This window comes from Blautia sp. AF19-10LB (assembly GCF_003461245.1).
GTDB lineage: Bacteria > Bacillota > Clostridia > Lachnospirales > Lachnospiraceae > Blautia_A > Blautia_A intestinihominis.
Map to the genome: position 1 here is coordinate 1 of NZ_QTWS01000038.1, position 22,230 is coordinate 22,230.

Here is a 22,230-nt window from a genome sequence, read left to right on the forward strand (position 1 = left end):
ATAAGATAGCACATTTTGTTGAAGTTTCTTTATATTTTATTTTATCTAGCACAACAAGTAACTTTAGTTTCTTCGAATTGAGTTTACCTGACGACGATCCAGTCTATACCCTGAAAAAAGTGATGGAGGAATTAGATTTTTCTGGCTTGTTAGCCAATTGTTCAGATAAGGGAAGAACCGGGTACAACCCAATTATGATGTATGCTGTAGTTACCTATGCAAATATGCGTGGAATACGTTCTGTTGACCGTATTGTTGATCTGTGTGAAAGAGACCTTGCTTTTATCTGGCTGACGCGCGGACAAAAACCGAAACGTGATGCTTTTTATGACTTTAAAAACAGGAAGCTGACATCTGATGTCCTGGATGACCTGAATTACCAGTTTATGCGGCGGCTGCAGAAAGAAGGGCTGGTCACATTAAAAGAACTTTTTATTGACGGTACAAAGATAGAGGCAAATGCAAACCGTTATACTTTTGTATGGCGCGGAAGCATCAATTACCATCTGGCAGGACTTCTGGACTCTATCGACCAGCTTTTTGAAAAATATAATTCTTTTTTGCAGGAGAATGATTATGGAACAAAGTACGAGCTGGGAAATGCACAGATGTTTGTGATCGAAGGGATGGATAAAGTCCGGGAAGTGATCGAAAAGAACAGAAAACGAAAGCTTGTAAAACATAAAAAGCTTTCAAATAACCGTATTATAGAGATCGATAACTGTTCACCGCTTGAAATACGGAAACTCCAGAACAATCTCACGATGATCGCAGACAACGAGGGAATCGAATTCGTTTACGGAAAAGGAAAAAGAAAACCTGCACTTCAACAGCTGCATGAGGAACTGGAACAATGCGGAAAACGACTGATGGAATATAAAGAATGCTTTGAGATCATGGGAAAAGACAGAAACAGTTATTCCAAAACAGATCTGGAAGCGACTTTTATGCGTATGAAAGAAGATCACATGCTGAACGGACAGTTAAAACCAGCATATAATGTTCAGATCGCGGTAGAGAATTATTATATCGTACATGGATATGTAAGCAGCGACCGCACCGATTATAATACCCTGATCCCGGTCCTTGAAAAACATAAGAATGCTTTCGGGAGTATTCTGGAAGAAGTAACTGCGGACAGCGGGTACTGTAGTGAAAAAAATCTGCTTTATTTAAAACGGAATGAAATATCCAGTTATATAAAACTGCAGGATCATGAAAAGCGAAAAACACGCGCTTATTCAGAAGATATCAGTAAATATTACAACATGAGGACAGGGATCTTTGAAGATGAACAGTTCTATATCTGCCATGACGGACGTGAACTGCGGCATCTCAGGACAGAGAGCAAAGAGCAGGATGGATATACACAGACCTTTGAGGTATATGGTTGTGCAGACTGCAGCGGATGTGAACATAAAGCGCGCTGTCTGTATAAGTATGATGCGGAGAAAGATGCCGAAAAGAACAAAGTCATGAAGATCAATGAACAATGGGAGGAACTGAAAGAAAGATCGCATGCCAATATCCAGAGTGAACGCGGGATCTTGAAACGCCAGACACGTTCCATTCAGACGGAAGGACATTTTGGAGATATCAAGGAAAATGAGAACTTCCGGCGTTTTAATTACCGTTCGGCAGATAAGGTATATAAAGAATTCATGCTGTATGCTATTGGAAGAAATATAAATAAATATCATCGTTTTTTATACGAAAAACTGAGAAAATTTGAAGGAAAAACTGCCTAGAAAAAAATGCGGCTGAAAAAATCCAAACAAGGATTTTTTGCGGCCAAAAACAGAAAGTATTTATCAAAATAAAAATATCCTGAACAAGTTGTAGAGCAAGAAAGCTCTGTAACTGTCAGGATATTTTTGTTTGGTGCTGTCAGCTCTAAAAAACGTTATTTATCGACAGCTCCTTTGGCAATCTAAGAATAGAGTTTTGGGATAGAATATGATAAAATGTAAGAGATAAATTGATATTTAATCTATGTAAAGAACCCAACAACTTTCAGTTTGTATAATTGAAAAAATGAAAAACGCATAGACAACTGTGTCTATTAGTGAAAATACGACATTTCTCGCTTTGTGTCGTGTTATTTGCAGATAACAGATCCTATATTTGATGATGAAAGGAGGAGTTGAGGTGGACCAAGTAAAAATCGGGAATTTTTTAAAAAAACTTCGCAAAGAAAAAGGCATTACACAGGAGCAGTTGGCAGAAATATTAAATGTCTCTGGAAGGACCGTATCCAGATGGGAAACCGGAAACAATATGCCGGATATCAGTATTCTTGTGGATATTGCAGATTATTATGATATCAGCATTCCTGAGATTATCAGTGGAGAAAGGAAAAGCGAGATGATGAATGAAGAAGAAAGAAAAATTGCTAAAACAATGTCAGATTATGCAACTACAGAGAAAGAGAAGATTTTTAAGGAAATGAAGCTCCAAAGTGTCATGGGAGTTTGTGCATTGGTTCTATACTGGATTCTGCATGAAACAGGTGCATATATGTATAATGATGTGTTAGGAAAGCTTGCCGGCTATTGTGAGACCTTGGTATCTGTGTCAGTCATAATGATGGCAGCATTTACGACAGGATCTTTAAGCAAGGTGCGGAGCAAGAGTAGGAAAGTTTTTGTGTTCGAAAATTTCCCAAAACCTATGCAATTAGTTGTAACTGCAGTTGTTGCTTTTGGTGGAGCTGCTGTGATCAAGCTGGTACTGGTGTATTTTTTCGGCTTATAAGTATTTTCAAATTCGTATTACATACTATGGAAAAAGAACTTTTTGACATTTCCACACTGCTATGAAGTCAATAATACTCATTGGCTTAGCCCTCCTTTCCACTGGATTCCTTTACAGGTTTCTATGTAATCAGAGGGTCACAGGTCTCCGTTTCACTTCGGTCGTTGCAAAACGAGTGCCACTGGCACTCTGCAACCCTCTGGAGAAGGACTAACCGCCTACCGTTATGGTAGCACCCATGTTTCGATTATAACAGTTAAAAACTGCAGGCACAATATAAAGTTAGTAGAGTAGCATCTGTTAGTCGTGGAAGAGAATTTTTTCGACCAGGGTGTCCGGTGCCAAGAAATCAGGCGAATAAAAATACATGGTGTAAATCAGCCGTTTTTCACTGTATTTTGGAGAGAAAATCATAAGATACCCGTAGAACTTCGGTTCTACGGGTTTTTCTGTTATACTGGAATATAATGATATTTCCTGTTGTACAAAAGCAAAGGTCTGATGTATAATGTTACCATGGAAGCCAAAGCAGGTGGAGAAAATAAAATGGACAAAGTAATATCAACAATTCAGTGGAGCAGAGATGATATAGAGTATTTATTAAAAGACAATGGATATGAAGGAAATACTCAACAAATCGAGCAGTTCATAGAAAATTTCGATATTGAATATTTTGAGGAAAAATGTATTGAATACGGATGGGAAATCCTGCAGAATGAGGTCGAAAGAATTTTTGAGAGGAGAGACTTTTTATGAAACGAATCTCACTGGAAACCCTTATTCACAGCAGGCAAAATCTTTCTTATCAGGAGCAATACGAATACGTCTGTAAGTTATTACAGGAAGAAAAGATAAAACCAGTAAAAGCTTCCAGAACAAATGGCAAGAAGCCGGCACTTTATCGGGAATACTGGATTTTGGAAGAGCAAAAAGATTACAGTGTTTATATAGAAGAACTGAAATATACTCTTTCAACAAAGATATCAGTAGATTACTACCTGGCACATCCGGATATTTATGAAAAAGAACGTACATGGGTGGTCCTGTTGGATGAATATCTTAAAAATGATTCGGATCGAATAAAAATCCCGAAATCTCTGAATGAGAGAAGTTTTGAAATATGGAACAGAGAAAAGTTTCTTGACAGAGAACAGGGAAAGAAAATCCTGAAACATTGTGGGATAAATGTAGAATCCCTGAATGTATACCGAACGACAGAGCCATTGCCATATTATACACATACAAGAAATGTTCCTCAGAATCTTCTGATTCTGGAGAATAAGGATCCTTTTTTCAGTATGAGAAATCACTTATTAAGTGGACATACTGAAATTTTTAATATAGAAACAGGAACATTAATTTATGGTGCGGGGAAAGGAATTATTCGTTCCTTTCAGGATTTTGACTTGTGTGCAGAGCCATATATGAAGCATCCGGGAAACACGATATTATATTTCGGGGATCTGGATTATGAAGGGATTGGAATTTATGAAAACCTTGCCGAAAAGTTTAAAGATCAATGGAAAATAATTCCGTTTATACCTGCATATAAGGCAATGCTCAGGAAAGCTGAATCCGTAAAAATATTACCAAAGACAAAAGAAAGCCAGAACAGAAATATCAGTTCAGAATTTTTTGCGTATTTCGATGAACAGACTGTTTGCAAGATGAAAAAAATCCTGGAAGAAGACAGATATATTCCGCAGGAAATATTAAATACCACAGATTTCTGATATCATGGCCAGAAGGAGGATGACAGTGCTGTACGAATTTCTGAAAAATTTTCCCCAGCGAATGAAAAATGTGGGTTTGTATGCGGTACTTATCCAGAACAGCATGCAGAAAACATCGTGGAAACAGTTCGGATTCGCTAAGTTTGATGAGCAGATGAATCTTATTTTTGCCGTAATGCTTTATATTATGGAACAGTCTTTGAAAGAAGAAAATTGTACGATGGATGACATCGGTGCGTATATTGATACCATCAACAGCAGATATCTGCATAAAGAAATTTCCTATGAGGACAGCAGGAAACTTGGAGATTTTATTGTTAATGTGATCCTGTCCAACGAAGGTCGTGCCATGTACTTTGATGGATACGATTTTGACCAGAATGATTATCATATCATGCACATCAGTTATGTTGCCAATCGAATCGTATATCTTGATCAGGAGGTTCGTCGAACCTCTTATTATCTGACGGATGACGGATACAATCTCATCCTTTCTACCCTTGAAATAGAAAATAATATGAAACTTACCATCCATGAAATGATCTTTCAGATGCATCTGGAGAAACAGAGCTATGACAAGGCTGTGGATGAGATAAAAAATGTATTTAATCTGATGCGCATTCAGTTACAGAAAATTCAGGAAGCAATGGGCAAGATCCGCAGAAATGCACTGAATTATTCTGTCAGAGATTATGAAGAGATTTTGCTGGAAAATCTGGATACGATCAGTGATACAAAAGAAAAATTTCAGAAATACCGAGAACTTGTGCGAAGTCGTGTTAAGAAACTGGAAGAAGAAAACATTAACGTGCGTCGCCTCGGAGAAAAGGAAGAAGAAAATCTGGAGAACCTTCGCATTATTGAGAGTTATCTGAATCGTACCATTGATGAACATCAGAAAATCCTCAGCAGTCATTTTGATCTCAAGGCACTTTATACCAGAGAACTGGAACTTTTGTCTCAGGTATCACTGATTCGGCGGTTTTCTTTTCGTAATGAGTTTTATGACAAAGTGCTGGAAAATCCGGCAGCCCTTGAAAATCTGGATTATTTTCTCAGACCTCTGTTTAACCAGGAACCTGAAAAAGTTTACAATCTGAACAAAGCGCTGCTATATCAGAAACCTTCCGTCAGAAATGAGGAAGAAGATATAGAAGAAATTCTGGATTTTGATGAAGAGGCATATCGAAAAGAGCAGGAACAGAAGCATAAAGAAAAGATGAAACAGTACGAAAACAGCCTGGGAATTCTTCTAGAACAGGCTGTTTCGGAGGGCGAAATTTCACTTCTGAATCTGCAGAATAAAATCCATAAAGATGAAATTACTTCCAAAGAAATTCAGAAACAGCTCATTCCCAGTGTAGAGATTTTTAAAGAAATCATGGTTGAGCTGATACGAAACAAAGAGATCGATATAGAAAAAATCAAAAGGGAACGAAGCGAATTCATTCAGGAACAGACAGAAGATTTTCAGTTAAGTGAAATGCTCTTACAGCTTTCAGAAAGCAGATTTGCAGACCAGAAAATACGCAAGATTGAAGTGTACAGGATTGAAGATGGAAACACTGTTACTTTTGATAACGTACAGACGGAAGTGGGAGAAACGAAGAGCATCCGCTGTTCAAATATCCTGATCAGGATTGTAAGAAACGAGGAATAACAGATATGGCATACGAAGCAGAAGAAATACGCACCAGCCAGGAAATATTTTATTATCTTCTGGAGCATCATGAACTCAGAGAAGAAGATGAGCTTCTTTTGTACAAGGCATATGCAGAAGAAGAAGCAGTACGAAATCTGGTAAAGTCTCAGGGAGAGATAGCAGGCAGTAATATAGAACGGTATGGAAATGTGGTCTATCTTATTCCAAAAGAAGAGAATAATTTCCTTGGTTTTTCCAAGCAGCAGTTAAAGACTGCATTATGTAAATCAGCAGCAACAGATAAGGACTATTATCTGTCCCAGTTTGCAATTCTTACATTACTTGTGGAGTTTTTTGACGGGCAGGGAAGCAGCAGTAAATCCAGAGAATATATGCGCGTGGGAGAGTTTATGAACTGCATTTCGCTTCGCCTGAAAGAAGGCGCAGATGAAGAAGAAACGAAGGAAGATACAGCAGGAATTTCCTTTCAGGTGCTTTATCAGACCTATGAAGCACTGAAATCCGATGACAGAGGTTCCAGAGCCAAAACGACCAAAGAAGGATTTATCTACAATATTCTCATGTTCCTTCAGAAACAAGGGCTGATTGAATATGTAGTGCAGGACGAAATGATAAAGACGACCAGAAAACTGGATAATTTTATGGACTGGAATCTTTTGAATCAGAATAATTATCAGAGAGTTTTGAGAGTACTGGGGGTGGCAAAAGATGAGTAAGATTAATGCAGTACGTCTGATCAATGTAAATTATAACAATAACGCAAATCGTATCAGTGATGAAATTCTTTATTTTAACGGTGAAAGTACATTGATTTCGTTGCAGAACGGAGGAGGAAAGTCTGTACTTGTGCAGATGCTGACAGCCCCTTTTGTACATAGCAGATATCGTAATGCAAAAGACCGTCCGTTTGAAAGTTATTTTACTACAGCGAAGCCATCCTTCATTCTCGTGGAGTGGGCACTGGATCAGGGAGCCGGTTATGTCCTTACAGGTCTGATGGTCAGAAAAGCACAGGATATGCAGGAAGAGAGTAAAGAAAATCTGGATATCATTGGAATTATAAGTGAGTATCAGGAGTCCTGCATCCAGGATATCCGCCATCTTCCTGTAGTGGAAAAAGGAAAAAAAGAGATGATTCTCAAGAATTTCAATTCCTGTCGGCAGCTTTTTGAAAGCTACAAAAAAGACCGGGATATGAAATTTTTTTACTATGATCTGACCAATTATGCACAGTCCCGCCAGTACTTCGAGAAACTACTGGAATATCAGATCAATTATAAAGAATGGGAAACAATTATTAAGAAAATCAATGTAAAAGAATCCGGACTTTCGGATCTTTTTGCTGACTGTAAAGATGAAAAAGGTCTGACAGAAAAATGGTTTCTGGAAGCAATTGAAAGTAAATTAAACAGAGACAAAAACCGTATCAAGGAGTTTCAGTCTATTCTGGAAAAATATGCCGGACAATATAAAGACAACCGCTCCAAAATCAAGCGACGAGACAGTATTCGTCAGTTTAAAGAAGAAACAGAGTCAATTCAGAAGCAGACAGAAGAATACCGAAGTGCGGAGCAGGAGGAAAATAGACAGCAGAATAAAATTGCCTGGTTTATCCATGATATAAACGGACTTTTGCAGACAACGGAAGAGGAATACAGACAGTCAGAATCCGCTATGGAAAAGCTGGATCAGGATATTTCCAGAGTGGAATATGAGGAGCTTTCCAGTAAATTTTATGCCAGCGAAGACGAAAAAAATCTTCATCTGGGAAACCGGGATATGATCGATATGGAGAGGGAAAATCTCCAGGAACGGGCGGCAGAAACAGAGGAAAAACTTCATGTTCTGGCATGTGCCAGACAGCAGCAGTCCGTGGCAGAAGAAAAGGAAGAACTGGATCTTCTCAGGGAAAAGATCAAAGCAGCCAGACAACAGGGAGCTGATCTGGAACCGGAACGAAAGGCACTTGGTTTTGCACTCAGAACTCTTTTTGAAAAATATCTTTTTGAAAATAAAGAACAGCAGAATATTCAGTCTGAATATATTCAAAAAACCGGAACACAGGCAGAAGAAGAAAGTCGCAGAGTTGAAGATCTGGAAGAAAAAATACGTGACTGCTATGGCAAAAAAGGAAAACTGGAGAGCCAGATTGAGGTGTACAGCCGCCAGGAAGAGCAGTTTAATACCTGTTATAAGGAAGAACTTGTACGGAATATTGTGGGAGCTTATGAAGCCGGAACGCTGGAAATTCGACATCAGATCTATGAGCAGGAGTTGACCAGAATCGTAAGAGAACGTACAGAAAGTCAGAAAAAACTGGAATCCGAAAAAGAGATGATTCGAAGCCAGGAGCGCAGCCTGGAAGATAAAAAAGAAGCACTGGTTCATAAAAAAGCAGAGATCCAGAGACAGACAGAAGTATATCAGCTTTATGAGAAAGAACTGGAAACAAGGAGAAATATTCTTAAGTATCTGGACATGGAAGCAGGATATCTTCTGGATCGTGACAGAATTCTTAATGTATCAGAGCGAAAGCTGAAAGAGCTGGAGGAACTGCGAAGAAGCCTGGAAAAAGAAGAGGATATTCTGGAGAAAGAGTATCAGAATCTTACCAGTGGAAAGGTTCTGGAACTGCCGGAAGATTTGAAAAAAGAACTGGATAATCTGGGTATTCATATCGTTTATGGTATGGAATGGCTCCAAAAAAACGGCTATTCACAGAAGAAAAACCAGGAACTTGTGCGAAGAAATCCATTCCTTCCATATGCACTGATCCTGTCCGGACAGGAGATGGAAAAGCTGGCAAAGAGCGGCAGAAATATCTGTACGTCTTTTCCGGTGCCGATTGTAGAAAGGGAAAAAATCGAAGAAATCCAGGAGAAATATACAGATAAACTTGTACATTTTCCGGGAATCAGCTTCTATATTCTGTTTAATGAAAATCTTCTGGATGAAGAAAAACTTCAGGAAATGATATGGGAGAAAAAACAGGAACTGGAAAAAACTGCACAGGCAGTAAAAGTCCGCAAAGCAGAATATGCAGAGTATTTTCAGAGACAGGAAGTGCTCAAGAATCAGTCTGTAACAAAGGAAAAATGGCAGGAAATCCAGGAGATTCTGGATAAGCTGAAAGAAGAAAAACAAAATCTTGAGAAAGATATTCTGGAAACGGCACAGAACCTTGACAGACTAAAAAAAGAACACGAAGAATTGCAGGATTTCATTGTAAAAACAGGTCTGGAAATTCAGAACCAGAAACAGCGTATCGCGGATTTTGGACAGCTTGAAAAGGATTATGCGATATACGAAAGCAACAGAGCAGCTCTGGAAAAATGTAAAAAAGAAGAACAGCGTTTTCAGGAAAATCAAAAGCTGGCGAAGGAGCGGCAGGCAAAACTTCTGGAAGAACAGAAAACGGCACAAAATACGTTAAATATTTTGGAACGGGAAGCCGAAAAACTCAATGAGAAATATACCAGATATGCTACATACGAAAAGGCCGGGCAGTATACTCTGCCGGAAGAAATATCTGTAGAACAAATGGAGGCACGTTATGAGGCTATCACTTCTGTCCTTTCTCAGGAACTGAAAGACCTGGAAGAGCGGGAAACCAAAGCTTCCGGCCGTTTCCAGAGAGAACAGAATGAACTTGAGCATCTTCAGAAAAAATATCGGTTGAAACCAGTGCAGTGGGCGGATGTAATCTATGACAGAAAAGAGGAATCACATCAGGAAGTGATTCTAGAAGACTTTCAAAGAAAAATCCAGACAAAAGATATGCAGTGGAATGACGCAGACAAAAAGGCAGCAGTTGCTCAGAGCAAGAGTAATGATCTGCAGAAAAGAATCCACTCTGTATGTGGAGAAGAAAAACCGCTGTCCAGGAACGAGATCCAGGGACAGGACTTTGAAGCACGAAGGAACCAGCTTCTTTACCAGAAGAAAGAAGAGAAAAAACATGCTGATTTTCTGGCCAAAAAAGTTCGAAGTTATGAAGAAAACCTGACAGCACTTTCTGAATATAACGAACTGATTCCAGTAGAAATGGAGGAACGAGATCCAGTTTCGGATACTCTGACTTCAGAAGAACTGCGAAATCTCAAGGGAATTCTTATTCGTGATTATAACCAGAAAATCAGAGAAACCCGGCAGAAGAAAGAACAGATTGTGCAGCTTTTGAACAGAGTTATTCGAATGGAAAGTTTTCAGGATGACTTTTACCGGAAACCACTGGAACAGATGCTGGAGCTTGTCGATGATGCACAGCGTGTTCTGATGCAGTTGAAAACAACTGTACAGTCATTTGACAGCCTTATGCAAAAACTGGAAGTGGATATTTCTGTTGTGGAAAGAGAAAAAGAGAGAATTGTAGAGCTCATGGAAGATTATATTCAGGAGATCCACAATAACCTGGGCAAGATCGACCACAATTCTACAATCACTATCAGAGACAGAAATATTAAAATGTTGAAGATCCAGCTTCCGGATTGGGAGGAAAATGTGGGACTGTATCACCTTCGACTGGAAGACTTTATCGACAAGATTACGAAGGAAGGCGTGGAACTTTTTGAAAAGAATGAGAATGCACAGGAATTTTTTGGTTCCAGTGTTACTACCAGAAATCTGTACGATCAGGTAGTAGGAATCGGAAATGTGCAGATCCATCTCTATAAAATTGAAGCACAGAGAGAATATCCGATCACATGGAAAGAAGTTTCCAGAAACTCAGGCGGCGAGGGATTTTTGTCCGCATTCGTTATCCTTTCCAGTCTTCTGTATTATATGAGACGGGATGATACTGATATTTTTGCAAACAAAAACGAAGGAAAAGTTCTGATTATGGATAACCCGTTTGCACAGACAAATGCTTCACATCTTTTGATTCCGCTGATGGATATGGCAAAAAAGACCAACACGCAGCTTATCTGCCTGACCGGTCTGGGCGGTGACTCTATTTACAACCGTTTTGATAATATTTATGTGCTGAATCTGATTACTGCAAGTCTCCGAAAAGGCTTACAGTACCTGAAAGCCGAACACAAGAGAGGCAAAGAACCTGATGAACTGATTACAGCACGGATAGAGGTTGGCGAGCAGATAGAGATGCTGTTTTGAAATATGTTTAATAACTCAAAAAGAAACTCAAATTATTTGAGTTTCTTTTTGAGTTGCTTGAATAACTGCACGTCGCATTCTCGTTACTTTTAGTGATGAGTCAGACGCGCAAATTTTTTATAAAAATATACAGAACAAACGTTTACTATGGCGATGACATATGGTATAATGTTTACATGCAAAAAGATATATTTAATATAAATAAAAACAGTCTTTCATATGGTAGGGGATATGTATACTCCCTGCAGTATCATCTGGTATGGTGTACAAAATATCGAAAAAAGGTTTTAAAAGATGGTATTGATACAGAATGTAAGGAAATGCTGCAGGATCTTGCAGAAGAATATAAATTTCAAATTCTGGCGATGGAGGTCATGCCGGATCATATCCACCTGCTCGTAGACTGTAAGCCTCAGTTTTATATCTCTGATATGATCAAGATTATGAAGGGGAACCTTGCACGGCAGATGTTCCTTCTCCATCCGGAATTAAAGAAAGAATTGTGGGGAGGACATCTGTGGAATCCATCTTATTGTGCAGTGACAGTCAGTGACAGGAGCAGAGATCAGGTCCTTACTTATATCGAAGGGCAGAAGAAAAAAGACAAAACAGATATCTGAGCAAAAAATCTTTTATGTGAAAAGAGGGAAAGATGCAGATAACATCCAGCTATGGCGTAGAATTACGAAAACAGAATATCCCAATCCGTCAGACGCTGGATGTCTACAGGTCTGCTGTTAGTTATCTGGTAGAAATTTATGCGCAGGTATGGGAAGAGCTGGAAGGAATTCTGGAAGCGAAGAAACGTTTCAATGAAGCAGAACATCTGATACATACAACGAAAAAGAATCAGGCCCGTTTTGATTTTGATCTTCGTTTCCCAAAGATGCCTTCTTATTTGAGAAGGGCAGCCATTCAGCATGCGCTGGGAGGCGTATCTTCTTACAAAACTCGAATGGGATTATGGAAAAAAACAGGCTGGATAGAAGGAAAGCCACGACTTATATGTGGGAATCATGCCATGCCGGTCTTTTACCGTGATGTGATGTACCGGGAGGATGAAGGAGGGAAGGATGCTGCTTATCTGAAACTATATGATGGGCATGACTGGAAGTGGTTCCATGTACAGTTAAGCCATACTGACATGGAGTATCTGAGAAAGAACTGGTCCGGGAAGAAAGCATCTGCCCCGACATTGGAGAGAAGACACAAGAAATACTTTCTGCGTTTTTCTTATACAGAAGATGTGATACTCACGAAAACACCAGTCAAAGAACAACTCATCTGCAGTGTAGATCTGGGAATCAATACCGATGCAGTCTGTACTATTATGCGGTCGGATGGAACTGTCCTGGGAAGAAAGTTTATCGATTTTTCCAGTGAAAAAGACCGGATGTACCGTGTGCTGAGACGGATAAAGAGATTCCAGAGAGAACATGGGTCTGCACAGGCAAAGAGCAGATGGGGTTATGTAAAACGCCTGAATATCGAACTGAGCAGAAAAATTGCAGGAGCAGTCACAAAATATGCAAAAGAGAACCATGCAGATATAATTGTTTTCGAATATCTTGAGACAAAAGGAAAGATATCTGGGAGAAAGAAGCAGAAACTGCATTTGTGGAGAAAACGGGATATCCAGAAACGCTGTGAACATCAGGCACACAGAAATGGAATGCGGATATCGAGGATCTGTGCGTGGAATACCAGCAGGCTTGCGTATGATGGAACTGGAACAGTTATCCGTGATCCGGGAAACCACAGCCTGTGTGTGTTTCAGACTGGAAAACGATATAATTGTGACTTATCAGCATCGTACAATATTGGGGCAAGATATTTTATCAGAGAACGTTTAAAACCCCTTCCGGTAACGGAAAGGTCTTTGCTGGAGGCAAAAGTCCCTGCAGTAAAGCGTAGAACCTCATGTGTTTATGCGGATTAAAAGAACTTCATATACAAATGGAGATCTTAAAGGCAGCATAAACGCAGGCAGATATACAGCGGATTACCTGTCATGTGGGAACCTGCCGTATCCGGCATGGAAATATGCGCATGACTGCGCACCTAAGTTACAGGCGTATCCGCCGATATTTAGTCTGACGCTTAAAGCGTCCGGAAGCACGTGACTTCAGTCATGTGAGGATAGAGTTTTTAATTCACAGTGGATTAATTAAAATGAGCATTCCAGATAAGCCGAAAAGCCCGAAACAGTTATTCTATTCGGAATAATCTTCTACCAGACACCTATGTCTGACCTCTAAAATACGGGACATCATCCCAGTGGCAGCCAGACACACGTCCTGGCTCCGCTGGGATAATTTGATTCAAAAATACTTTTCCCACCATGCGCCGCGGCAATCTGCTCGACCACATGTAGTCCCAGAATATGCGGTGTATTTTCAGTGGTTTCCTGCAGATTCAGAGCCGCAAGAATTTCCGGGGGATAGCCTTTGCCGTTGTCGATTACTGTCAGGTACAGGAAATTTTCTCGTATTTCAGTTTCGATACAGATCTTGACAGATTCAGAATTATGCCGCACGCTGTTGCTCAACAGGTTTTCGAGAAGCCGAGCGAGCAGGGCACGGTCGACAGAAATCTGCGCGTGTTCGGCGGCATTTGTCTGATTCAGCGTAATTTCGCAGTTTTCTGCCAGGGGACTGTCGTAGAATTGAGCGACCAGTTCACGGAACAGCGGTCCGGCGGTGAAAGTTTCTTTTCGGAGTGGTTGTGCACCATATTCCAGTTTGCTGGTTAGATTCAGGTCGTCAATAAGAGAGCGGAGTTTTTCACATTGAGTACGAATCCCTGCGGCCTTGTGCCGTACTGTATCGGGCAGGGAAGAATCCTGTTCCAGCTGTTCTCCCCATCCAAGGATCAGAGCCAGTGGTGTGCGTACATCATGACTGACACCTGCAATCCACTGTGTTCGCGTGTCATCCCGCCGCACAAGCATTTCATTTCGTTTCTGTAGATGAGAACTGGTCTGATTCAGTTTCTGAGCCAGTTCTCCGGTAAAACCATCTGTCGGTAACTGGACAGTCTGTCCGTCGGCCAGTGCATCCAGCCCTTCCGCTACAATTCTTAAGCGTTTGGTTCCACGCCAGCCAATCCATAAACAAAAGATCAGAACCAACAGCAGCATGCCAAGAATAACCAGTGGGATACCGTGGACGATATCCTGGAGAACATTTGGTGAATTGTAAAGATTATATTTCCAGAGACTTCCCTTGGTAAGACCAGCCACAAACAGACCATAATTTTCGGACCAGCAGAATACCGGATAATCATCCAGATACCAGCGGGAAAAACTGGCGATGTCGCTGGAAGAATAATGGTTATCCAGTTCGTCCGGCAGATTATAATTCCATTTCACGTTTCCTTTTTCGTCAAGGATCATAGCCCATGCATAACCGTCCATCCATTCTTCCGGAGCATGTTCTGCTCCAAAAATCATTCCATTGTCTGTTTCAACCATAGAATCTGCAATTTCGCTATAGGAATATTCGCGTTGCGGCTGGAGATATCCTTCGCGCCAGCTGATCCATCCCAGAAGTGAAATTGTCAGGACCAACAGCAGAAGGACAACACCAACTGCGGTCAGTACATATCGCCAGATCAGTCGGGCAAAAGTTTTCACAGCAGTTCCTCCTTTGCCAGTTTATAGCCAATGCCCCTTACAGTCAGCAGACAGCGCGGCTGGTTCGGATCCTGCTCCAGTTTCTGGCGCAGATGTCGGATATGAACACCAAGGCTGTTTTCATATCCATAGTAATCCGCACCCCAGACAGCAGAGCAGAGGGAATCATAAGTCACGATATGCCCGCGGTTATCCGCCAGTTTGCGAAGCAGTGCCAGTTCTGTAGCTGTCAGAGGAATCGTATCTCCGTTTGAAAGTGTGACAAGAGCATCGTTCAGATCCACGCTTCGATCTGCAAGTTTCAAATCTTTTGACTTTGTGCGGGCGAGTTCTGCGCGATAAGTTCTCAGCAGGATATGCTGAACACGAAGAAGTAGTTCCTGCATCAGAAAAGGCTTTGTCAGGTAATCATCTGCACCAAGTCCGAGTCCAAATAAACGGTCCGCATCGGCATCTCTTGCGGAGAGAAAAAGAGCCGGAACGTCTGCTTTGGCATGCAGGGCACGGAACAGGGAAAAACCATCGCCGTCCGGAAGGTTGATATCCAGGATCATCAGTTCCGGGATCTCAGCTGCAAACAATTTTTTTGCCGCAGCACAGTTCGCTGCGGTCTGAATATGCCTGTAACCTGCACCAGACAACTGCTCGCAGAGCAGATGGAGCAGATCTTTATTATCATCTACGATCAGAATTCGAACTTCATAAATACTGTTCATAATCAGAATCCTTTCAAATCATCAGTCAGTCTTGAATTCAGTTTTACTATACCATACTTTCAAACACTCTATCTGAAAATCCCAAAAACTTAAGCGAAAATTAAGGCAGGATTTGAGGAGGCTTAAGGCAGCCGGTGTAAGCTTTAAATTGTCGAAGAGAAAAATAAACAGGAAAAGGAGAGAACATTATGATTTCTGTTATCGAAACCCACGACCTCTGCAAAAGCTACAACGGTCGTATCGTAGTGGAGCATCTGAATCTGTCAGTACCGCAGGGCTGCGTCTACGGTTTTCTTGGTCCGAACGGTGCCGGAAAATCAACAAGTATGAAAATCCTGCTTGGTCTGGTACATCCGACCAGCGGCAGTGTAAAACTGCTCGGGCAGACGATGAATGAGGAAAACCGCATCGCATTGCTGAGAAAGACGGGAAGTCTGATCGAGTCCCCGTCAGGTTATCTGCATCTGACAGCACGTGAAAATCTTAAGATCATCGCAGACTTGAAAGATATCGACCACAAAGACATTGACCGTGTTCTGGAGATCGTACATCTGACTGCCGACGCAAACCGCAAAGTCGGGCAGTACTCTCTTGGCATGAAACAGAGACTTGGCATTGCAATGGCATTACTTGGCAATCCCAGGCTGCTGATCCTGGATGAGCCGACCAATGGTCTCGATCCTGCAGGAATCCAGGAAATGCGCGGTCTCATTGCATCTATGCCGGAGAGCACCGGAGCGACGGTACTGATCTCCAGTCATCTGCTCGGTGAAATGGAGCAGATGGTCACGCAGCTTGGAATTCTGGATCATGGAAAAATGATATTCGAAGGTTCCCTGCAGGAACTGCGTAAACACAGCCGGGGCGGCATCCAGATCCGGGTACTGGATGTGAAAAAAGGCATTGATATACTGAATCGTCAGGGTATTCTGACACAGCCAATGACACATCATCTCGATATCCTGCAGCTGCCGTCGATTTCTGATGAAAAATTGGCAGAACTGGTCAGAACCCTTTCTGAAAATAATGTCGGAGTTGTCGGACTGACTTCTGAGACAAAAAGCCTGGAAGAAATTTTCCTGAGTCTGACACAGAACGGCAGGGAGGTGGCATGATATGGCAGGTGCTTTTTGTGTAGAATTGCAAAAAGCTCACCGCAGGCATGATCTGCTGTTCTGCCTGCTGGTTCCGTTGATCGTAATGCTGTGGACAGGCAGTCTGTTATCGCCCGGTCCGGATGAACTGGCAAATGCGTACAGCGCATTGTTTTACAGCATCCCGGTTGCCAATGTGCTGATCTTTCCGATCGTGATGGCAGTACTGGCAAGCCGGTTATGGGATATGGAAGTCAAAGGAAGTACCTGGAAACTTCTTTATACTCTGCAGAGCCGTAGGAGTCTGTTCCTTGGAAAAGCTTTGTTTGGCATCATGGAAGTTCTGCTTGTAACCTTTCTGGAAATGGGAGGCGTATTTCTGACAGGAAAAATATATGGTTACACGGAGGCTTTTCCAATCAGTCAGCTTTTTTATCTGACAGGCTGTACACTGGCGGTGGAACTGATGCTCTTTTTTGGAGCATTTCTGCTCATGCTACTGGCTGGAAATCCGCTTCTGGCACTCTGTGCAGGAATCATAGCATCATTAACCGGGCTGTTTTCTGCTTTTATGCCAAAGGTTGTCAGCTATTTTGTTCCTTGGGGTTATTTTGTTCCGCTGGGAACTTATGAAGTTGCGAACTGGGACCAGGCTGCACATACGGTTACTTATGGAACGCGGCCGTACAATTGGGGACTGCTTGTTTTTACTGTGGTACTGGTCATGCTCTTGTTCTATGCAGCATGGCGAAGAGTACAGAAACAGGAGGTGTAAAAGATGTTAAAGCGCTGTATTCAGGCAGAAAACCGAAAACTGCATGCGTCTCCGATCTGGGGGCTGTTTTTTGCACTGCCGCTCATTTCAGCAATATATGGAACTTTTAATTATCTGCAGAATCTGGAAATTCTCAAAGATGGCTGGTACAGTCTCTGGACACAGCATACATTGTTTTATTCGATGTTTTTCTTTCCTGCAATGGTGGCTGCTTATGCAGCTTATCTGTGGAGACTGGAACATCTTGGACACAACTGGAATCTTATTATGGCAAGTCCGGTCAGGCCGATAGATCTTTTTCTGGCGAAATTTGTTGTGGTGGCAAAACTGGCCCTTCTGACGCATCTGTTTGTATTTTTGCTGTATGCATTTTGTGGAAAAGTTTTTGCACATTTTCCGGGATTTCCACCGACGATCCTGCTTGCTTTTCTTCTTCGCGGTGCAGTGGGAGCACTTGCGGTCATTGCGGCGCAGCTTGTGCTGGCTATGGTCATCCGAAGCTTTGCCATTCCGATCTTTCTTGGGCTGGTGGGCGGCATCACCGGTCTGCTGGCAGGGAGCAAAGGTCTTTCTCTGTTCTGGCCCTATGCACTGATGCAGGCAGGCATGAATGCAAACAAGAGTAATGATGTGCTGTCTGGAGGCGGATATATTTTATTCTTTTTCAGCTGTATTTTCTGGCTGGTAACAATGGTTCTAGTTGCTGGAATGTTTCTGAAAAAAAGGGATGTAAAGGCATAAAGTCGTTTCTTAATAACATGGCACATGATATACTACAGGAAGAAACCTGGAATGAAAAAGCATAGATAATAACAGGAGAGGGGAGATCTGAAATGAAAAATATACAGGGAATTCAGTTGATCATGGAAAGCAATGAAGAGTTACTCCCGGATTTTTTTATGGATTTTCCCTATATTTGCTCCTGCGTGGAGTTTGATAAATATATAGATCCGGTCGTGCCCTGGCACTGGCATCATGCAGTAGAATTATTCTATATAAAAAGTGGCAGAGTAGAGTATACAACGCCAAATGGGAAATGGATATTCCCGGCGGGGACAGGCGGGTTTGTTAATTCCAATGTACTGCATTCATCAAGAGTGAGTTCTACAAAGGATGGAACCGTGCAATTACTGCATCTGTTTGATTCGGAACTGCTGACAGGCGGGATATCTAATCGAATAGAAGAAAGGTATATTCGTCCGTTGACGGACAGATCCGGGCTTGAAATGATCTGCCTGTCACCCGAGGATCCCGGGCAGGCGGCTCTTTTGCAGAAGATTCAAGCCGGCTTTGAATTGGAGGAAGGCAGCTGGGGCTATGAGATCACTCTTCGGCAGCTGCTCACAGAAGTATGGCTTGGTTTATTGGAACTGGCATGTGCTGAGACAGAAGATATACACAAAAACAAAGATACCGCTGAAAAAATGAAAGCAATGATGTCTTATATTCAGGATCATTATACGGAGATGATAGCGGTTGACTGCCTGGCGAGGGAAGCGCATATAAGTAAAAGAGTCTGTTTCCGACTGTTTCAGGAGAATCTTCATATGAGTCCACTGGAATATATGAGAGAATACAGACTTCGGAAGGCATGTATGGAACTGATAGAGACAGAGAAATCTATTACAGAGATCGCAAGTGACTGTGGATTTGGAAGCAGCAGCTATTTTGGAAAGCTATTTCGGGAGCATTTCAACTGCAGTCCTGTAAGATATCGTGGAAAATGGCACGATTGTAATAGAAACAGACACGAATAATATAGATTTGCACTGGAAAATGCATTATCCTGTTATTACAAGAAAGAGAGATCTTTTTTCGTATTACACACCATGGAAAGGGGCTGGTCATGAAACCAGCTCCTTTTTCATAAAGGAGGAAATGTATGAATCTGACTTATCGATACAGTGCGATCCAGTTTACACATTGGGCATCATCTTCTGGGGCAGCAGCTTTTGCAACAACGTATCTGTTGAACAAAGGGGTTCCTTCAGGAATGGTAGGATTCCTGCTGGCATTGGCAGGGCTTTGTTCCTGTCTGTCACAGCCAGTTCTGGCATCTCTGGCAGACCGCGCAGAAAAATTTGTCCTGACAAAAATGCTGCTGATCATGTCTGTTCTGTGCAGTGTATGCATACTCCTGCAGTTACTGCCGGGAATTTCTATCATGCTGATGGCTGTTTTGTACATGGTCAGTATCTGGAGCAGTGACGCGATGGTTTCCTTATTAAATGCCATCAGTGTCGCATACAACAATGCGGGCTATTTCGTGGATTATGGCGCAGCCCGGGGAATTGGAGCAGTAGCGAGTGCTGTCTCAAGTCTGATCATTGGCTGGGTGATCGCAAAATTTGGCACAACGTGGATGCTGGTGCTTTTATTGGCAGCACGCCTGGGGAGTATGATCGCCCTTGCTGGATTCCCTGAGATCCAACAGAGCAGATCAGCAGTCAGTGCAGATCACAGAAGTCTTTCCATCGGTGCATTTTTTGGACAGTATCGCTGGTACTGTCTGTCGTTACTTGGAATTGCTTTTTTGGGTATGTATCATGCAATGACGGAAAATTATATGATCGTGATCATGAATGCGCTGGGCGGTAACAGTAGTCATGTAGGAGTTGCCCTGTTTATTGCGGCTATGGTAGCAGCTCCGGTGATTTTCTTTTTTGAAAAAATACGGAAGGTTTTCAGAGACACAACTGTTTTGAAGATAGCAGCCGTTTCTTTTTTCATAAAGGCAGTTGGCTTTTATTTTGCGGGAAATATACAGACGATCTATCTGTTACAGTTCTTTCAGATCTCATCCTACGCGCTTTTGGCACCTGGTCAGGTGTACTATGCAAAAGAGAAAGTCAGAGACAATGATATGGTAAAAGGACAGGCATTTATAACAGCAGCCTATGCGCTGGGATGCGCGGCTGGTAATTTTGCCGGCGGTCAGCTTTTGAGTCAGGGGGCAGGTGCGATTCTTCTGGCAGGTATATGCATGGCGGCGGCTGGAACGGCAATTGTCTTTGCGACGGTAACAAAATCCGATTTCTGTTTATAATGCAGGGTATATATGTTATGATAGATAAATATGTACGATAACATATATTTGAATAACTGCGTGTCGCATTCTCGTTACTTCCAGTGATGAGTTAGAAACGCAAATTTTTTATAAAAAAATAGAAATAGGGAGTTTTATTGGACTTAATAAGGAGTATAATAGAAAATACAAGAACAAATAGGACTTATTTGTATCGGTACAAGATAGAAAGGTTAGGAAGCAGATATGAAGATTACCTCCAGCTATGGCGTGGAATTACGAAAACAGAATATCCCGATCCGTCAGACACTGGATGTTTACAGGTCTGCTGTCAGCTATCTGACAGAGATTTATGCGCAGGTATGGGAAGAACTGGAAAGGATAGCGGAAACGAAGAAGCGTTTTAATGAAGCGGAGCACCTGATACATACAACAAAAAAGAATCAGGCTCGTTTTGATTTTGATATCCGTTTCCAAAAGATGCCTTCGTATCTGAGAAGGGCCGCCATCCAGCATGCCCTGGGAAGTGTATCCTCTTACAAAACCCGAATGGAGTTGTGGGAAAAGACAGGCCAGATAGAAGGTAAACCGAGACTTGTATATGAGAACCATGCCATGCCGGTCTTTTACCGTGATGTAATGTACCGGGAGGATGAAGTCGGGAAGGATGCTACTTATCTGAAACTATATGACGGGCATGACTGGAAGTGGTTTCATGTACGGTTAAGCCATACCGACATGGAGTATCTGAGAAAGAACTGGATCGGGAAAAAGGCATCCGCCCCGACACTGGAGAAAAGACACAGGAAATATTTTCTGCGTTTTTCTTATACAGAAGATGTGATACTCACAAAAGCTGCAGTCAAAGAACAGATCATCTGCAGTGTAGATCTGGGGATCAACACCGATGCAGTCTGTACCATTATGCGGTCGGCTGGATCTGTCCTGGGCAGAAAGTTTATTGATTTTCCCAGTGAAAAAGACCGGATGTACCGTGTACTGGGACGGATACGGAGATTCCAGAGAGAACATGAATCTGTACAGACAAAGAGCAGATGGGCTTATGCAAAACGCCTGAACATAGAACTGGGCAGGAAGATTGCAGGAGCAGTCACAAAATATGCAAAAGAGAAGCATGCAGATGTAATTGTTTTCGAACACCTGGAGACAAAAGGAAAGATATCCGGGAGAAAGAAACAGAAACTGCATCTGTGGAAAAAACGGGATATCCAGAAACGCTGTGAACATCAGGCACATAGAAATGGGATGCGGATATCGAGGATCTGTGCGTGGAATACCAGCAGGCTTGCATATGATGGAACAGGGGCGGTTGCCCGTGATCAAAAAAATCACAGCCTGTGTGTATTTCAGACAGGAAAACGATATAATTGCGACCTGTCAGCATCGTACAATATTGGAGCAAGATATTTTATCAGAGAACTTTTAAAACCCCTTCCGGTAACGGAAAGGTCTTTGCTGGAGGCAAAAGTCCCTGCAGTAAAGCGTAGAACCTCATGTGTTTATGCGGATCTGAGAAAACTCAGTTCAGAAATGAACTTAAGAGCAGCATAAACGCAGGCAGATATACAGCGGACTACCTGTTATGTGGGGACCTGCCGTATCCAGCATGGAAAATGCGTATACCTGCGCACCTAAGTTACAGGCGTATCCGCCGATATTTAGTCTGGCGCCTAAAGCGCCTGGAAGTACGTGACTTCAGT

Annotated in this window: 17 protein-coding genes; 15 read left to right on the plus strand and 2 right to left on the minus strand. The window is 42.0% G+C overall.

Translation table 11 applies throughout. The features are described from left to right. Positions 1 to 5: 5 nt before the first annotated feature. From DWX28_RS16190 to DWX28_RS16230, 9 genes are all read left to right on the plus strand, one after another. Complete coding sequence (locus DWX28_RS16190) at positions 6 to 1,748, plus strand: IS1182 family transposase (protein WP_243002458.1); 1,743 nt, start codon at positions 6 to 8, stop codon at positions 1,746 to 1,748. A gap of 400 nt (positions 1,749 to 2,148) precedes the next feature. Beyond that, a complete protein-coding gene (locus DWX28_RS16195) occupies positions 2,149 to 2,754 on the plus strand; it encodes a helix-turn-helix domain-containing protein (RefSeq protein WP_227945551.1) in 606 nt (201 codons plus the stop codon). Between the two features lie 546 nt (positions 2,755 to 3,300). Then, positions 3,301 to 3,510, plus strand: coding sequence for a hypothetical protein (locus tag DWX28_RS16200; RefSeq protein WP_158565330.1), 210 nt, complete (start codon positions 3,301 to 3,303; stop codon positions 3,508 to 3,510). Then, the gene (locus DWX28_RS16205) at positions 3,507 to 4,487 is read left to right on the plus strand and encodes a hypothetical protein (RefSeq protein ID WP_118253896.1); all 981 of its coding nucleotides are present in this window, start codon (positions 3,507 to 3,509) and stop codon (positions 4,485 to 4,487) included. The genes DWX28_RS16200 and DWX28_RS16205 overlap by 4 nt, the downstream gene beginning before the upstream one ends. 25 nt (positions 4,488 to 4,512) lie before the next feature. Next, entirely contained in the window at positions 4,513 to 6,147 is a 1,635-nt protein-coding gene (locus DWX28_RS16210; protein ID WP_118253899.1) for a hypothetical protein, read from the plus strand. Positions 6,148 to 6,152: 5 nt separating this feature from the next. Next, entirely contained in the window at positions 6,153 to 6,866 is a 714-nt protein-coding gene (locus DWX28_RS16215; protein WP_118253902.1) for a DUF6063 family protein, read from the plus strand. After that, positions 6,859 to 11,265 carry a hypothetical protein gene (locus tag DWX28_RS16220; RefSeq protein WP_118253905.1) on the plus strand — a complete coding sequence of 1,469 codons (4,407 nt, stop codon included), beginning with the start codon at positions 6,859 to 6,861 and terminating at the stop codon, positions 11,263 to 11,265. The genes DWX28_RS16215 and DWX28_RS16220 overlap by 8 nt, the downstream gene beginning before the upstream one ends. Positions 11,266 to 11,441: 176 nt before the next feature. Continuing rightward, a complete protein-coding gene (tnpA, locus tag DWX28_RS16225; RefSeq protein WP_118253908.1) occupies positions 11,442 to 11,885 on the plus strand; it encodes an IS200/IS605 family transposase in 444 nt (147 codons plus the stop codon). Positions 11,886 to 11,917: 32 nt separating this feature from the next. Beyond that, positions 11,918 to 13,204 (plus strand): transposase, encoded by a 1,287-nt coding sequence (locus tag DWX28_RS16230; protein ID WP_243002457.1) that lies wholly within the window; start codon positions 11,918 to 11,920, stop codon positions 13,202 to 13,204. A 330-nt stretch (positions 13,205 to 13,534) separates the two neighbouring features. On the opposite strand, the gene DWX28_RS16235 is transcribed toward DWX28_RS16230, so the two are convergent. Both DWX28_RS16235 and DWX28_RS16240 read right to left on the minus strand, forming a co-directional pair. Further along, positions 13,535 to 14,899, minus strand: coding sequence for a sensor histidine kinase (locus tag DWX28_RS16235; protein WP_118253911.1), 1,365 nt, complete (start codon positions 14,897 to 14,899; stop codon positions 13,535 to 13,537). Further along, positions 14,896 to 15,615, minus strand: coding sequence for a response regulator transcription factor (locus tag DWX28_RS16240; RefSeq protein ID WP_118253913.1), 720 nt, complete (start codon positions 15,613 to 15,615; stop codon positions 14,896 to 14,898). Before DWX28_RS16240 ends, DWX28_RS16235 begins: the two co-directional genes overlap by 4 nt. Positions 15,616 to 15,803: 188 nt before the next feature. Here DWX28_RS16240 and DWX28_RS16245 point away from each other — a divergent pair, with 188 nt between their 5' ends. From DWX28_RS16245 to DWX28_RS16270, 6 genes are all read left to right on the plus strand, one after another. After that, positions 15,804 to 16,730: an ABC transporter ATP-binding protein gene (locus tag DWX28_RS16245; RefSeq protein ID WP_022213558.1), complete on the plus strand. Its 927-nt coding sequence runs from the start codon at positions 15,804 to 15,806 to the stop codon at positions 16,728 to 16,730. 1 nt (position 16,731) lies between these two features. Next, positions 16,732 to 17,484 carry an ABC transporter permease gene (locus tag DWX28_RS16250; protein WP_118253916.1) on the plus strand — a complete coding sequence of 251 codons (753 nt, stop codon included), beginning with the start codon at positions 16,732 to 16,734 and terminating at the stop codon, positions 17,482 to 17,484. A gap of 3 nt (positions 17,485 to 17,487) precedes the next feature. Next, entirely contained in the window at positions 17,488 to 18,225 is a 738-nt protein-coding gene (locus DWX28_RS16255) for an ABC transporter permease (RefSeq protein ID WP_118253918.1), read from the plus strand. A 92-nt stretch (positions 18,226 to 18,317) separates the two neighbouring features. Next, positions 18,318 to 19,241, plus strand: a complete 924-nt coding sequence (locus DWX28_RS16260) for an AraC family transcriptional regulator (RefSeq protein WP_022213555.1) — start codon at positions 18,318 to 18,320, stop codon at positions 19,239 to 19,241. Between the two features lie 125 nt (positions 19,242 to 19,366). Then, positions 19,367 to 20,530 (plus strand): MFS transporter, encoded by a 1,164-nt coding sequence (locus tag DWX28_RS16265; RefSeq protein ID WP_118253921.1) that lies wholly within the window; start codon positions 19,367 to 19,369, stop codon positions 20,528 to 20,530. Positions 20,531 to 20,755: 225 nt separating this feature from the next. Next, on the plus strand, positions 20,756 to 22,081 hold the full coding sequence (locus DWX28_RS16270) for an IS200/IS605 family accessory protein TnpB-related protein (RefSeq protein ID WP_118253924.1): 1,326 nt from the start codon (positions 20,756 to 20,758) through the stop codon (positions 22,079 to 22,081). Positions 22,082 to 22,230 lie beyond the last annotated feature (149 nt).